This is a genomic window from Nocardiopsis chromatogenes YIM 90109 (assembly GCF_000341185.1).
GTDB lineage: Bacteria > Actinomycetota > Actinomycetes > Streptosporangiales > Streptosporangiaceae > Nocardiopsis_A > Nocardiopsis_A chromatogenes.
Genome location: NZ_ANBH01000118.1, coordinates 59,933 through 75,879, shown reverse-complemented (window position 1 = coordinate 75,879; position 15,947 = coordinate 59,933). Strand labels below are relative to the sequence as shown.

Genomic DNA, 15,947 nt, shown 5'->3' with positions numbered 1-15,947 from the left:
GCCGCCCGGTCGGGGCCGGGGAGCGGGGCACCGCCTGCTCCGCCGTCGCCGCTCTCCACCTCACACTCCGGCGGCCCGCCGCCCGGCCGAGGCCCGCGAGCGGGGGATCTGCTGAGCCGCTGTCGCTCCGCTCCGGCGGCCGCGGGCGGACGGTCCGCGCGACACCGATCACCGGGCACCGGTGGCGGAGGCCCACCTCCGCCACCGGTCCCTTCCCCCTCCTTAGCGGACCGCTTCGCACTGGCGCGGCGACTGCGCGCCGTCGTCCTCCACCGTTTCGAGCCACCGCAGCACCGCCGCCGCCGTGTCCTGGGCGCGCCCCTCCAGCATCGTCAGGTGGTCGCCGCCGGTCACCGCCTCCTCGTGCGGGGGCTCCCAGGTGAACCGGTGGCTCCGTCCCTCATCCCCCGGGGCGCCGTCCTCCGGGCGCAGCACGAGCGCGGGCGCCGCCACGGGCTCGGGCACCCACCCCCGGAACAGCGCCAGGTGGCCGCCGCTCGCGGTCGCCCGCGCGTCGTCGGCCAGGCGCATCTCCTCCTCGCCCTCCAGCAGGACCCGGGCCGCCACCTCGTACAGGCGCTCGTCGTCCGGCATCGGCGGGTCCACCAGCACCAGAGCGGCCGGGCGCACGCCCGTGCTCTCCAACTGCGCGGCCAGTGCGTGCGCCGCCCACGCCCCCGACGACCGCCCGACCAGCGCGAACCGGCGCCCGTCGACGCGTTCGCGCAGGTTGCGGGCGTGCAGTTCGACCAGCGCGTCCACCGCCGCCGGAAGCCGCTCACCCGCCGAGAACCCCGGATGGGTCAGGCACACCGCCTCGGCCCGCCCCTCCACGGCCGCCGCGAAGCGCGCGTACTCGTGCGGTCCGGAGTTCATGAGCAGCGACGGCACGCACACCAGCACCGGCGCCGAGTCGGACCCGGCCGCCGCCAGCCGCTTGGGCGGCGGCACGTCCCCGGCGTCGAGGGCGGACTCGAACACCGGGCGCAGCGCCGCCGCGGCCTCCAGCATCCGAATCCCCTCGGCCGCCCGGCCGGTCCTGCACGCACGGAGCATGAGGTCGACCAGGCCGTGCCCCTCCCGGGACGGATTCCCCTCGCCCGCCGCCGGCGGGGCGGGGGCGGGAGGGGCGGCCGTGTCGGCGGCCAGCACCTCCGCCAGGTGCGCGGCCAGCCGCTCCGGTGTCGGGTGGGCGAAGGCCAGCCCTGCGGGGAGCCGCCGCCCCAGGTCGGTGGCGAGCCGGTTGCGCAGCTCGACCGCGGTCAGCGAGTCGAACCCCGACTCCAGGAACTCGGCGTCGGCGGGCACCGCCGCGGGGTCGGCGTGGCCGAGCACCTCCGCGGCGTGCCCGCGCACCGTCTCAAGGAGCGCGGCGCGCCGTTCGCCTTCGGGGAGCGCGGCCAGCGCGGCGGTGTCCGGCCGGGTGCGCGCCCGCTCGGAGGCCGCGGCCCGCAGGGCCCGCCGCCGTGGGCGCGCCGGGGCCGCCAGGTCGCCCAGCAGCGGGGCCACCGCCCCGGTGCGGCGGGCGTGCTCGCGCGGCCCCGAGGGGTCGAACAGCATCGGCACCGCATGGGTGCGCTCCCCCGCCAGGCCGGTGTCGAGCAGGCCGGTCCCGGCGTCGGCGGGCATGGGCACCAGCCCGGCGCGCGCCATGCGCGCCTGGTCGGCGCGGCCCAGGCGCCCGGCGGGCCCGCTCTCCACGTCCCACAGGCCCCAGGCCAGGGAGAGCGCGGGCAGCCCGAGCGCGGCCCGGTGTGCGGCGAGCCCGTCGAGGAAGGCGTTGGCGGCGGCGTAGGAGCCCTGCCCCGCGCTGCCGAGGACGCCCGCCGCCGAAGAGAAGAGCACGAACGCCGCAAGGTCGTCGCCGAGGGTCAGCTCGTGCAGCGCCCAGGCGGCCTCGGCCTTGGCGGCGAGCACGCGGCCGGACCGCCCGGGGGTCTCGGCCTCGACGGTGGCGTCCTCCACCACGGCGGCCGCGTGGAACACACCGGTGATCGGGCGGTCCGGCGGCACCTCGGCCAGGGCGCGCTCCAGGTCGGCCCGGTCGGCGACGTCGCACGCCCGGACGGCGGCGTCGGCCCCCAGGGACCGCAGCCGGTCCACCAGCCGCCGCGCCCCGTCGGCGTCCGGGCCGCTCCGGCTCAGCAGCAGCAGGTGCCGCACCCCGTGCCCCCGCACCAGGTGCTCGGCGACGAGGCCGCCCAGAGCGCCGGTCCCTCCCGTGATGAGGACGGTCCCGGCCGGGTCCAGCGGCCTCGGCACGGTGAGTCCGAGCTTGCCGGTGTTCAGGCCCATCTGCAGCCGCCGCATGCCCGCCCCGATCTCCCCCACCGGCAGGCAGGCGGCCGGGAGCGGGCGCAGGTAGCCGCGCTCGAACAGGGACAGCAGGTCGGTGAGCATGTCTCCGATGCGCTCGGGGGACACCTTGGGCAGCTCCAGGGAGTGGTAGCGCACGCCCGGGTGCCACTCGGCCACCTCGGCGGGGTCGCGCAGGTCGGTGCGGCCCAGCTCGACGAAGCGTCCGCCGCGCGGCAGCAGGCGCAGTGACGCCTCCAGCATCTCCCCGGTCAGGCAGTTGAGCACCGTGTCCACGCCCTGCCCGCCGGTGGCGTGCAGGAACCGGTCGGCGAAGCCGGGGGTGCGGGTGTCGGCGATGCGCTCCTCGGGCAGCCCGGCGGCGCGCAGCAGGTGCCGCTTGTGCGCGGCGGCGGTGGCGTACACCTCGGCGCCCAGGTGGCGGGCGATCTGCACGGCCGCCATGCCGACGCCGCCGGTGGCGGCGTGCACCAGCACCCGTTCGCCGGGGCGGACGGCGGCCGTGCCGACCAGGGCGTGGTAGGCGGTCAGGAACACCCCGGGGCTGGTGGCGGCCTGCGCCAGGGTCCAGCCGTCGGGGACGCGGGCGAGGGTGCGCCGGTGCGCGGTGCCGACGGGTCCGACCGCGCCCACCACCAGGCCCATGACCCGGTCGCCGGGCGCCAGGTCGCCCACGTCGGCGCCGACCGCGGTGACCACCCCGGCGGCCTCGAACCCGATCGGCTCCCCGCCGGGGAAGTAGCCCAGCGTCAGCAGCAGGTCGCGGAAGTTCAGCCCGGCGGCGCGCACGTCGATGCGCACCTGGTCAGGGGCGAGTGGGCCGTCGGCGCCCGGGTGCGGGCGGCGCTCCAGCCCGTCGACGCGCCCGCTGCCGTCCGGCACCAGGCGCCAGGTGCGGTCGGCCGGGTCGGCGGGGGGCCGCTGGTGCGGCGGGGCCAGGCGCGGTACGAGGACCCGGCCGTCGCGCACGGCGGCCTGCGGCTCCCCGGAGGCGAGCGCGGGGGCCGGGTCGGGGACGCCGGGGGCCGCCGGGTCGGTGTCGACGACCAGGAACCGGCCGGGGTGCTCGGTCTGGGCCGCCCGCAGCAGGCCCCACACGGCGGCCCCGGCCAGGTCGGGGACGTGCTCGCCGGGGCGGGTGGCCACCGCGCCGCAGGTGACCAGGGCCAGCCGGGAGGAGGCGAAGCGCTCGTCGGCGAGCCATGCCTGCATCAGGCGCAGGGTGCGCCGGACGGCGCCGCGCGCCTCGGCGCCCGGGTCGGGGCGCGCGCCGCCGCGGGGGCGCGGTATCCCGGGGTCGGGGGCGGGCACCGGCGCGGCGACGACGGAGGGGGCGGGGGCGCCGGAGTCGATGTGCGCGGCGAGGGCCGCCAGGTCGGGGTGGGCGGTCGCGCCCACAGGGGCGGGCAGCCCGCCGAGGACCGCTGGGACGGCCAGGTCCGGCGGGCCGGTCGGGCCCGCCGCGTGTTCCGCCCCCGGCGCGGGGGCACCCTCCGTCTCGGACAGGGGGCGCCAGTCCAGCCGGTAGGCGGCGGCGCCCGCGGCCTCGGCCGCCGAGGTACCGGCCGCCTCCCGCATGGTGAGGGCGTCGGCGGTGAGCACCGGCGCACCGGCGGGGTCGACGGCGGTCACCCGGTGGACGCCGGGGGCGGTCTCGGTAATGCGCACCCGCAGGGCTCGGGCGCCGACCGCGTGCAGGCGGACGCCCTCCCAGGAGAAGGCCATCCGCACCCGCGCACCGGGACGGCCGGGGCCGCGCACTTCGGGGAGGACGGCGATCATGGCGTGCAGGCACGCGTCGAGCAGGGCGGGGTGGAGGCCGTAGCCGTCGACTTCCAGACTGTCCGGAAGACGGACGTCGCCGTAGACGTCGGCCCCCACGCCTTCCCCGCGGACCCACGCGCGCCGAAGGCCGCGGAAAGCGGGTCCATAGCGGTAGCCGATCCCGGCCATGCGGGCGTAGGAGGAGTCGAGGGGGATCTCGTCGGCCTCGGGAGGCGGCCACTGCTCAGGGAACGGAGGATGCGGGCCCCGGGAGGATGCCGCCCGCGCCGTCTGCGCGTGCGCGTCGCGTTCTGCGCCCGCCGCGCCAGCCGGGGCGGACGCGACAGTCCGACCACCCGGCACACCGGCCCCGGCACCACCCTCAGCCTCACCGCGGGCGGATGCGCTGTCACCGGGAGAGACCGGTGCGGCCTCCTCCGACGGGCCGTCCTGCACGGTTCCTGACACGGCGGAGGCGGGATCGGCAGGGCCGCTGCGCGGCGGCGGGATCTCCGCCGGGGCACCCGCCCGCGCCTGCCCGCCCCCATCCCCAGGCGCCGGAGGGCGGGAAGCGCCAGGTTGCCGCCGGTCGTCGGCCACCGCCCCCGGCCCACGGCCCCCAGCCTCCCCCGTCACGCTCGCCCCACCGGCCCCGCTCGCCTCGGCGCCGCCGGTCGCCTCCTCCTCGACCGCGACGCCCTCCGCGTGCAGGCGCCAGTCGCCGTCGCGCTCGCGGGAGTGGATCCTCAGCCGCCACGCCCCCGGCTCCGGCCCCGGTTCGGCCTCGGCGTGCAGGCGCACGTCCCCGGTCGCGGGGATCCACAGCGGCGCGAGCAGCTCCAGGCTCTCCACCGTCGGCGCCCCCGCCGCCGCGGCCGTGTGCAGGGCCAGGTCGAGCAGGCCCGTCCCCGCCAGCAGCGGCCTGCCGCCGGTGCCGTGCTCGGCCAGCCACGGCTGGTCGGCCAGGCCCAGTCGCCCGGTCAGCACCATGCGCCCGCTCCCCGGACCGTCGACCGCCGCACCGAGCATGGCGTGGCCGCCGTCCTCCAGCCCCGCCGCCGCCAGGTCCCCCCGGGGCCGCGCGGGCCGGAGCCGGTAGGACCGCCTCTGGAAGGGGTAGGTGGGCAGGTCCGGGTGGGGCCCACACGCCTCGGGGAACAGGCGGTCCCAGTCGGGGCGCGCCCCGTGCCGGTGGGCCTCGGCCAACGACGCCTGGAAGCGGTCGGGGCCGCCCTCCCCGCGCGCCAGGGTGCCCACGGCCGCCCCGGCCTCCCCCAGCGTCTGGGCGAGCCCGACCCGCGCCACCGGGTGCGCCGACACCTCGACGAACAGCCCCGCCCCCTCCTCGGCGGCGCGGCCGACCGCCGGGGCGAACAGCACCGGCAGGCGCAGGTTCCGGAACCAGTACTCGGCGTCCAGCTCGGCCCCGTCCACCGGTCCGGCCGTCACCGACGACACCAGCGGCACCCGGGCGGTGCGCGGCGCCACCCCGGCGATGCCCGCGAGGAAGTCCGCACGCACCTCGTCCACGGCCGGGCCGTGCGCCGCGAAGAACACCGCCAGCCGCCTGCTGTGCACGCCCTGGGCGGAGCACCAGGCCTCCAGCCGCTCCAGGTCGCGTTGGGCGCCGCTCACCACCACGGACTCGGGGCCGTTGATGGCCGCCGGGGCCAGCTCGGCGCCGTTGTCGGCGATCCACTCCTCGATCCGCCCGACCGGCAGCCCGACCGAGGTGGCCGCGCCGCGTCCGGCCAGGGCCAGCAGTGCGCGGCCCCGCACGGCGATGATCCGCGCGGCGTCCTCCAGGGACAGGGCCCCGGCGGCGCAGGCGGCGGCGATCTCCCCTTGGGAGTGGCCGATGATCAGGTCGGGGCGCACGCCGCACGACTCCCACAGGGCGGCGAGGGAGACCATCATGCACCACAGCACCGGCTGCACGACGTCGTCGCGGTCGAGGGCGGGCGCGCCCGGGTCGCCGCGCAGCACGGCGAGGGGCTCGAAGTCCACGTGCGGGCGCAGCGCCTCCACGCACTCGCCCATCCGGCGGGCGAACGCGGGGGACTCGCGCAGGAGGTCGCGGGCCATGCCCTCCCACTGCTGGCCCTGGCCGGGGAAGACGAACACCGTGCGGCCGGGCGCCCCGGCGCGCCCGCCGGGCACGATCCGCCCCCCTTCCGGGACCGCGCCGGGTCCGGTGCGCCCCTCGGCGAGGGCCTGCAGGCCGGTGCGGGCGGCGTCGGTGTCCCCGGCCACGACGGCCGCCCGGTACTCGAAGGCGGTGCGGGACTGCGCCAGCGCCCGCCCGAGGGCCGCGGGGTCCTCCGCCGCCCCGGGCCCGGCGAGGTGGGAGGCGAGCCTGCGGGCCTGCGCGGCCAGGGCGTCGGAGGTGCGGGCCGAGAGCACCCACGGCAGCGGCCGACCGGGCCGGGGCGCGAACGGGAGCGGGTCGGTGGGCCCGCCGGAGGACGGCCGCCCCGGGGTTCGGCCCGGAGCCGGGCCCGATCGGCCGGGATCAGCGTCTCCGCTGCTGCGGCCGTGCACTCCCCCGGCCCCGGCCGGGGCGACGGGACGTCCGCCGTCGCCCCGAACGCCCCCCGGGGCACCGCCGGGACCGGTGGCCGTGTCGACCGCACCGGCCCCCGCAGGCTCCCGGGCCGGTTCCCCGGAGCGCTCCTCGGCGCCCGGCGCTCGGCCGCCCGGTGCGGCGGCGGTCCGCCCCGCCCGGGCCGGGCCCGCCTCCGCGCCGCCGCCCTCGCCGGTCTCGTCCGGGTCGGGCGCCTCCTCCAGGATCACGTGGGCGTTGGTCCCGCTCACCCCGAACGACGACACCCCCGCGCGGCGCCGCCGCCCCGGGTCGCGCGCCCACGGCTCGTTCTCCGCGACCGGGCGCACCGTGCCGTCCCAGTCCGCATGCGGCGTCGGCGCGTCGATGTGCAGCGACCCCGGCAGCTCCTCATGGCGCAGCGCCATCACCGTCTTGATGATCCCCGCCACCCCGGCCGCCGCCTGGGTGTGCCCGATGTTCGACTTCACCGACCCGATCCGCAGCGCCCGCCCCGGCTCCCGCCCCTTCCCGTAGGCGGCCATCAGCGCGTGCGCCTCGATGGGGTCGCCGAGCCTGGTGCCCGTCCCGTGCGCCTCCACCACATCCACCTCGCCCGGCCCCAACCCCGCATCCGCCAGAGCATCGGCGATCACCCGCTCCTGCGCCGGACCACTGGGCGCCGTCAACCCGTTCGACGCCCCATCCGAATTCACCGCCGACCCCCGCACCACCGCCAGCACACGACGCCCGCCACGCACCGCATCCGACAACCGCTCCAGCATGAGCAGCCCGACCCCCTCGGCGAACCCCGTCCCGTCCGCCGACGCCGCGAACGCGCGGCACCGCCCGTCCGGCGACAGCGCCCCCTGCCGGGAGAACTCCTCGAACAGCGAGGGCCCGTTCATCACGGTCACGCCGCCCGCCAGCGCCCCGTCGCACTCGCCGCTCCGCAGCGCCCGCACCGCCAGGTGCACCGCGGCCAGCGACGACGAGCACGCGGTGTCGACCGTCATCGCGGGCCCCTCCAGCCCGAGGGCGTAGGCCACCCGCCCGGCCACGACGCTGCCCACGGACCCGGTCAGCAGGTACCCCTCGGCCTCGTCCTCGGCCCCGGCCGCGCACTCCCGGTAGTCCAGGTGGCTCACGCCCGCGAACACGCCGGTGCGGGTGCCGCGCAGCGCGGTCGGGTCCGTCCCGGCCCGCTCCACCGCCTCCCAGGCAGCCTCCAGCAGCAACCGCTGCTGCGGGTCCATCGCCGCCGCCTCGCGCGGACTGATCCCGAAGAACGCCGCGTCGAAGGCGTCGGCGCCCCCCAGGAAGCCCCCGCTGTCGGCGTAGCCGCGCACGTCCCGCCATCCCCGGTCGCCCGGGAACGGGGTGACGGCGTCGGCACCGCCGCGCACCAGGGACCACAGGTCCTCGGGCGTGTCCGCGCCGCCCGGGTAGCGGCAGGCCATCGCCACGACGGCGATCGGCTCGCGGCGCGCCTCCTCCAGTTCGCGCAGGCGCCCGCGGGTGCGGCGCAGGTCGGCGGTGGCGCGCTTGAGGTAGTCGAGGAGTTTCGCATCGTCGGCCATGCGGCGTCTCCGTTCGGGGATGTCGGGGGGAGTGCGGCGCGGCTCATGCGCCGCCGATTTCCTCGTCGATGAGGGCGAACAGCTCGTCGCGGGTGGCCGAGGACACGCCGGTGAGCAGCGCCTCCATCCGCCCCTCGGCCGCGGCCCGCGCGGGCGCCCCCTCCTTCAGCCCCGGCAGCACCTCCTCCAGTACCGCCAGGGCACGGTTCAGCCTCTCCTCGTCTCCTTCCCGTGCGGGGTGGTCGGCGGCCCCGGGCAGGAGGCCGTCCAGGTGGGCGGCGAGCGCCGCGGGTGTCGGGTGGTCGAACACGACCGAGGCGGGCAGGCGCTCCCCCACCGCGGCGGCGATCCGGTTGCGCAGTTCCAGGGCGGTGACCGAGTCGGCGCCCTGGTCCTTGAAGCTGCGGTCGTCGGCGAGGTCGCCGGGGGCGCGGTGCCCCAGCACGGCGGAGGCCTCGGCGCGCACCGCCGCCAGGAGCAGGCGCCTGCGCTCGGCGCGGTCCGCGGCCTCCAGCCGCCCGCGCAGGGTGCCGGGACCGTCCGCGCCTTCGGGGCCGTCCGCGCCGCCCGCCTCCGCGGCCGCCTCGGGGATCCGGTCGAGGAGGGTGGAGGGCCGCACGGCGGTGAAGGCGGCCGGGAATCGCGACCAGTCGAAGCGGGCCACCGCCACCGCCGTGTCGCCGTGCTCCACGGCCCGGCGCAGTGCCTCGACCGCGGTGGCCGCGTCGATCCCGGGCAGGCCGTGGCGGACCAGCCGGTCCCCGGTGCCGTCGGCCGCCATGCCCTGGTCGGCCCAGGCCCCCCAGGCCACCGCCACCGCCTCCAGCCCGAGCCCGCGCCGGTGGTGGGCGAGCGCGTCCAGCACCGCGTTTCCCGGCGCGTAGTTGCCCTGACCAGAGACGCCGACCAGCGCCGCCGCAGAGGAGAACAGCACGAAGGCGTCCAGCTCCGCGTCCCGGGTGAGGTCGTGCAGGTTGAGGGCGCCGACCGCCTTGGCGCGCAGCGCCCGCTCGATGCGGTCGGGGGTGAGCGCGTCGACGGGGGCGTCGTCGAGTTCGGCGGCGGCGTGCACGACCGCCGTCAGCGGCCGTTCGCCGGGAATCCCGTCCAGCAGGCGGGCCAGGGCCTCCCGGTCGGAAACGTCGCAGGCGGCCACGGTGACGGCCGCCCCCGCGGCGCGCAGCTCCTCGGCCAGGTCGGCGGCGCCGGGCGCATCGGGACCGCGCCGCCCCGCCAGCAGCAGGTGCGGCGGATCCGCCGCGGCGGCGAGGCGGCGGGCGGTCTGCGCGCCGAGCGCGCCCGTACCGCCGGTGATCAGCACCGTGCCCGACGGGCGCCACCGCCGCACCGGGGCGGCCCCCTCCAGGGGCGCCCGCACCAGCCGCCGCGCCAGCAGGCCCTGCGGGCGGACCGCGAACTGGTCCTCCCCGCCGGGCCGCGCCAGCGCCGCGCACAGCACCTCCAGATCGCGTTCGCCGGGGCCGGGCGGCAGGTCGACCAACCCGCCCCACCGGTCGGGGTGCTCCTGGGCGGCGACGCGCCCCAGCCCCCATACGGCCGCGTCCCACGGGTCGCCGATGCGGTCCCCGGGTGCGGCCGCCACCGCCCCGGAGGTGACGCACCACAGCGGTGCGGGGACGGCGGCGTCGCCGAGCGCCTGCAGCAGCGCCGCGGTAGAGGCCGGGCCCTGCGGCACGGCGGGGCCCTGCGGCACGGCGGGCCGCTGCGCCCCGGTGGCCTGCACGCAGACCACCCCGGCGAACGGACCGGGGACTCCCGCCAGCGCGCGGCGCAGCCCCGCGCGGCCGGTGCCGGGGTCGACCTCGATGCGGACGGTGCGCGCGCCGTGCGCCTCGATCCGGCGGGCGCAGGCACGGGCCATGGCCACCCCGGTGCCGCCGCGCTCGGCCACCAGGAGCCAGGTGCCCTCCAAGGCGGGCCGCTCGGGTACGGGGGTGCGCACCCATTCCTCGCGGTAGCGCAGCGCGTCCTGCTCCCGGTCGGCGGTGCGGCGGCGGCGCCAGTCGGCGAGCGCGGGCAGCACCGCCTTGAGGGGTTCGCCGCCGTCCACGCCGATCGCCTCGGCGATGCGGTGGGCGTCTTCACGGTCGACCGCCTCCCAGAACGCGCCGTCGGCGGGGTCCGCGCCCTCCGCGGGCCCGGCGGCGGGGCCGGGGCGGGCGGGCGCCAGCCAGTACCGCCGCCGCTGGAAGGGGTAGGTGGGCAGGGGCACCGTGCGCGGCCCGGTGCCGGGGGCGTCCTCCTGTGCCCCGTGCGTGAAGAAGCGGCCCCAGTCGATGCGGGCGCCCCGGGTGAAGGCCGCCGCGGCCGCGGCGAGCAGCCGCCCGCCGCCCGCGGCCCGGCGCGGGTCGGCGGCAGCGCCCCGGGCCAGTGCCTCCCCCACGGCTTCGGTGAAGCGGGCCCCGCCGCCCTCGCCCCGGCGCAGGGTGCCGACGGCGGCGCCGGGCGCGTGGGCCGCCTCCAGCGTCGCCCAGACCGCGGGCGTGACCGCCGGGTGCGGGCTGACCTCGATGAACAGGCCGCTCCCAGCCTCGGCCAGGGCGCGCACCACGGGGGCGAAGCGGACCGTGCCGCGCAGGTTGCGGTACCAGTAGGCGGCGTCGAGCGGCTCGGCGTCCACCGGGCGGCCGAGCAGGGTCGAGTGGAACGGCACCTCGGGGGGGCGGGGGGCGACGCCCGCCAGGGCGTGTTCGACCCGCTCGCGCACCGGCTCGACCAGCGGCGAGTGGGAGCCGTAGTCGACGTCGATGCGGCGCGCGTCGACACCGGCCGCCTCGCATTCGGCCACGGCCTCGACGACGGCCTCGACGGTGCCGGAGACGACGGTGGACCCGGGGCCGTTGAGCGCGGCGACGTGCACCGGGGCGCGCAGGGCCCGCACCCGCTCCTCCGGCAGGGCGAGCGCGGCCATGGTGCCGGTGCCCGCCAGCCCGACCAGGGCCGCGCTGCGCCTGGCGACCACGGCGGCGCCGTCCTCGAGGGAGAGGGCCCCGGCGACGCAGGCGGCGGCGATCTCGCCCTGGGAGTGGCCGACGACGGCCGAGGGGGCGACCCCCTCGGCGCGCCACGCCTCGGCGAGGGCGACCATGACCGCCCACAGGGCGGGCTGGACGACATCGACCCGCGAGAGCGGGGCCGACCCGGGGTCGCCGCGCAGGACGGCGAGGGGATCGAAGTCGACGTGCGGGCGGAGGGCGTCGGCACAGGCGTGGGCGGCCCGCCGGAAGGCGGACGAGTCGCGGAGCATCCCGGCGGCCATGCCCTCCCACTGGGTCCCCTGCCCGGGGAAGACGAACACGGGCCCGTCGGGATCGTGGCGGGGGGTGGGGCCGGGCGTCGGTGACGACGCCTGGGCCGGGTGCCCCGCGTCGGTACCGGACTTCAGGGACGACGCGGCACCTCCATCCGCCGCTCGCAGGGGAGCCGTCCCTCGACCGGCCCCGGACGGACCCGGCTCGCCGCCGCGGTCAAGGCGCGAATCGGACACCGTCTCCGGCGGCGACGGCGGCCCCGCCCGTCCCGGGACTTCCGGCGCGGTCGCCTCCTCACCGCCGTCGTCCCCTTCTGAGAGGGCTCCCTCTCCCCCGGGGGCGACCACCTCCTCGCCCCGGGCCACCCTGCCCAGACCGTCCAGGAGCGCGGCGCGGCCGTCCGCGAGGACGACGGCGCGCCGTGCCATCGCGGTACGGGTGGTGGCCAGGGAGTAGGCGACATCCCGCAACCGGTACCCCTCATGCGCCCGCACGTGGTCCGCGAGGCGGAGCGCCTGCTCCCGCAATGCCTGCGGGTCGGCGCCCGACAGCACGAACGGCCAGGTGCGCCCCCGCCCTTCGGCGCCCTCCTCCCCATCGGCGGCCGCCTCCGGCGCCGCCCCGGACCCGGGCGGCGCCTCCTCCAGCACCACGTGGGCATTGGCCCCGCTCACCCCGAACGACGACACCCCCGCGCGCTTCGGACGGCCCGTCTCCGGCCACGGCACCGCCTCGGCCGCCGGGACCAGGCCGCTCTCCTCCCAGTCGATGTGCGGCGTCGGCTCCCCCGCGTGCAGGGTCGCCGGGATGCGCCCGTGCTCCATCGCCAGCACGCACTTGATCAGCCCCGCCACCCCGGCCGCCGCCTGGGTGTGCCCGATGTTCGACTTCACCGACCCCACCACCAGGGGCCGTTCGCGCCCGCGCCCGTACGCCGCCGCCAAGGCGTCGGCCTCGATGGGGTCGCCGAGCCTGGTGCCCGTCCCGTGCGCCTCCACCACATCCACCTCGCCCGGCCCCAACCCCGCATCCGCCAGAGCATCGGCGATCACCCGCTCCTGCGCCGGACCACTGGGCGCCGTCAACCCGTTCGACGCCCCATCCGAATTCACCGCCGACCCCCGCACCACCGCCAGCACACGACGCCCGCCACGCACCGCATCCGACAACCGCTCCAGCATGAGCAGCCCGACCCCCTCGGCCCAGGCGGTGCCGTCGGCGTCGGCGGAGAACGGCTTGCACCGGCCGTCCGGAGCCAGCCCTCCCTGCGCGCTGAACTCGGTGAACATCTCGGGGGTCGCCATCACACACGCCCCGCCCGCCAGGGCCCTGTCGCACTCGCCGCCGCGCAGCGCCCGCACCGCCTGGTGCACCGCGACCAGCGACGACGAGCACGCGGTGTCGACGGTCACCGGCGGCCCGGACAGCCCCAGCAGGTAGGCGATGCGCCCCGACGCCACGCTCGGCGCCGACCCGGTCATCAGGTACCCCTCGTGCCCCCGGCCGTCGCCCGCCGTCCCGTACCCGGACGCCGTCACCCCGGTGAACACGCCGGTGCGGGTGCCGCGCAGCGCGGTCGGGTCCGTCCCGGCCCGCTCCACCGCCTCCCAGGCAGCCTCCAGCAGCAACCGCTGCTGCGGGTCCATCGCCGCCGCCTCGCGCGGACTGATCCCGAAGAACGCCGCGTCGAACTCGGCCGCGCCGTGCAGGAACCCGCCCCTGCTCACGTAGCTTCCGGAGCCCGCGCCGCCACGCGAAAGGGCGGGGTCCCACCCCCGGTCCACGGGGAACGGCCCGGTGGCGTCGCGCCCGTCGGCCAGCAGCTCCCAGAACCGCTCGGGGGTGTCCGCGCCGCCGGGGAACCGGCAGGCCATGGCGGTGATCGCGATGGGCCCGGCCGCCGTTCCCGGCCCCGGCCCCGCAGCCGACCGCGCGGTCGGCCGCCGCTCCCCGGCCCGCCCGTCCTCGCGTCCGCGCTCCAGGAAGCGGGCCAGGCGCTCGGGCGTGGGGTGGTCGTAGACGAGCCCGGCGGGCAGCCTCCGCCCCAGCGCCTCTTCCAGCGCCCGGCGCAGCTCGGTGCCGAGCGCCGAGTCGAAGCCGAGGTCGCGGAAGGCCGCACCGGGGTCGACCGCGTCCGGGGAGGGGTGGCCGAGCACCCGGGCGGCGTGCTCGCGCACCAGGTCGAGGGAGGCGGCGCCGACGGCGGTCCGGGGCGCCGGGGAACCGGCGTCCCCGCCGGGCCCGCCGTCGGCCGCGTCCTCGAACCAGTGGCGGCGGCGCTGGAACGCATAGGTCGGCAGGTCCACCATCCGCGCCCCCGAGCCGAACAGGGCACGCCAGTCCACCCGCCGCTCGGCGCCCGCGCAGAACAATTCGCCGGGGGTCGCGCCCCGCGCCCCCTCCCCGGTCGGCGCGCCCGTCTGCGCGTCCGTCGGCCCGTCCGGCCCCTCCGGATCGGTCCCGCGCGCGACCGGCGTGCGCACGCGACCGGTGACGACCCCCTCGGCGGCCCTCCCCTCCGCGACGGCCGCCACCCCTCGAAGCAGCTCATCGCGGCCGCGGCCCCGCACCGCCGCCCGGTGCGCGAGCGCCGTCCGCCCGACGGCCAGCGTCAGCCCGATGTCGGCGTCGGATGCGCCCGCCAGGGCGCTCCCCTCCTCGGTCAGACGGACGTGCAGCCGCGCCGCCTGCGCGCGCAGACCCGCCTCGGTGGCGCCGGACAGCACCCACCAGCTCTCGCCGCCGGGCGGCCCCTCCTCCGCGCCGTGCCCGCCGGGACGCGGGCGGGCCCAGGCCGCCCGGGGCGGGGGCGGCGGCCCGGCGAGCACCACGTGGCAGTCGGTGCCTCCCATCCCGAACGACGACACGCCCGCCGCCGGCGTCCCCCGGCCCGGGAACGGCTCCCGTTCGGTCTGCACGCGCAGCCGCAGCCGCTCCATCGGGATGTCCGGGTTCGGCTCGGTGTGGCCGAGCGTCGGCACCAGCTCCCCGTCGCGGACCATCAGCGCCGTCTTGATCAGGCCCGCGATCCCGGCGGCCGCCTCCAGGTGTCCGATGGAGGCCTTGACCGACCCGACGCGCAGCGGCTCGTCCCGCGCGCGCCTGGGCCCCAGGACCGCACCCAGCGCCTCGGCCTCGACCGGGTCGCCGACGGGGGTGCCGGTGCCGTGCAGCTCCACGTAGCGGATGCTGTGGGGGGCCGTCCGCGCGTCGCGGCAGGCCTCGCGCAGCACCGCCTCCTGCCCGCCGCGTCCCGGCACGGTCAGCCCCCGGGTCGCCCCCTCTCCGCCGACCGCCCCGCCGAGGATCACCGCGTGCACCCGGTCGCCGTCGGCGAGCGCCGCCTCCAGCGTCTTGAGCAGCACCAGGCCTCCGCCCTCGCCCCGCACGTAGCCGTCGGCGGCCGCGTCGAACGGGCGGCAGCGGCCCTGCGGGGACAGCCCGCCCAGCCCCGCCTCCGCGGCGGCGCTGTGTCGCGACAAGTGCAGGTGCACCCCGCCCGCGAACGCCGCCGTGCAGGTGCCCGCCCGCAGCGCCCGCACCGCCTCCACCACCGCGGTGAGCGAGGAGGACTGACCGGTGTCCACGACCAGGCTCGGCCCGCGCAGCCCCAGGATGTAGGAGAGCCGGTTGGCGATCATGGTGCGCTGCAGCCCGGCCATGGTGTGCGCGGTGGGCGGGCCGCCGCGCTCGTGCCGCTCCAGGGCGTAGTCGTCGCCGAACGCCCCGGCGAACACCCCGGTGGCCGTGGAGGCGAGCGCGGAGGCGGGGATGCGGGCGTCCTCCAGGGCCTCCCAGCCCAGCTCCAGCATCAGGCGCTGGCGGGGGTCGGTCTCGGCCGCCTCGCGCGGGGAGATGCCGAAGAAGTCGGCGTCGAACAGGTCGGGGCGGTCCACGAAGGCACCGAACCGGCCGGCCGGGCCGGCCTGCGGGTCCCCGGCGAAGGGGCGGTCGCCGGGGACGGCGCCCACCGCGCTCCGTCCCTCGGCGAGAAGGCGCCGAAAGGCGTCCGGCCCCGGCGCGCCGGGGAGGCGGCAGGCCATGCCGACGATCGCGATCGGACGGCCCCGGCCCCGGCGCTCGGCGCGGGTGGCGGGATCGACCGTCGTGGAATCCGGAACGCCGCTCTCGGTGTGGGCATCAGGGAACCGGGCACTCGACCGCATGGGAATCCACTCCAGGATCGCGACGTCCATCGAGGGGGAAAGGAAAGGGAGCCGCCTCCGGCGGGCGCGGGAGTCAGGGGAGGTTCCGGCGCCTCAGGCCGCGGCGGGCACCGCAGGGCGTCGGCGCCGCCGTCGAAGCGGCGCGGCTCTCTCCCAGGGGGCGGCGGCCGAAGTGCGGAGCTCGTACCGGGCCATGGCGATCCTCACGGTTGAGCGGCCGGGCGGACAAGCGTCTTCGGGAACGACCCGAAAACCGTCAAAATATGCGTTCCCCACAGACGGGCATAGGTGTCCCCTTCTCCTGACA

General features: G+C 78.7%; 2 protein-coding genes. Both read right to left on the bottom strand.

What is annotated here, in order from left to right; all coding sequences use genetic code 11:
* Positions 1–222: 222 nt before the first annotated feature.
* Positions 223–8,202 carry a type I polyketide synthase gene (locus D476_RS0112360; RefSeq protein ID WP_017624252.1) on the bottom strand — a complete coding sequence of 2,660 codons (7,980 nt, stop codon included), beginning with the start codon at positions 8,200–8,202 and terminating at the stop codon, positions 223–225.
* A gap of 43 nt (positions 8,203–8,245) precedes the next feature.
* On the bottom strand, positions 8,246–15,670 hold the full coding sequence (locus D476_RS0112355; RefSeq protein WP_017624251.1) for a type I polyketide synthase: 7,425 nt from the start codon (positions 15,668–15,670) through the stop codon (positions 8,246–8,248).
* Positions 15,671–15,947: the final 277 nt, after the last annotated feature.

What these genes read in the sequence shown, in the direction of transcription:
- D476_RS0112360 (WP_017624252.1), bottom strand. Translation starts at nt 8,202, where the DNA reads ATGGCCGACGATGCGAAACTCCTCGACTACCTCAAGCGCGCCACCGCC.
- D476_RS0112355 (WP_017624251.1), bottom strand. Translation starts at nt 15,670, where the DNA reads ATGGACGTCGCGATCCTGGAGTGGATTCCCATGCGGTCGAGTGCCCGG.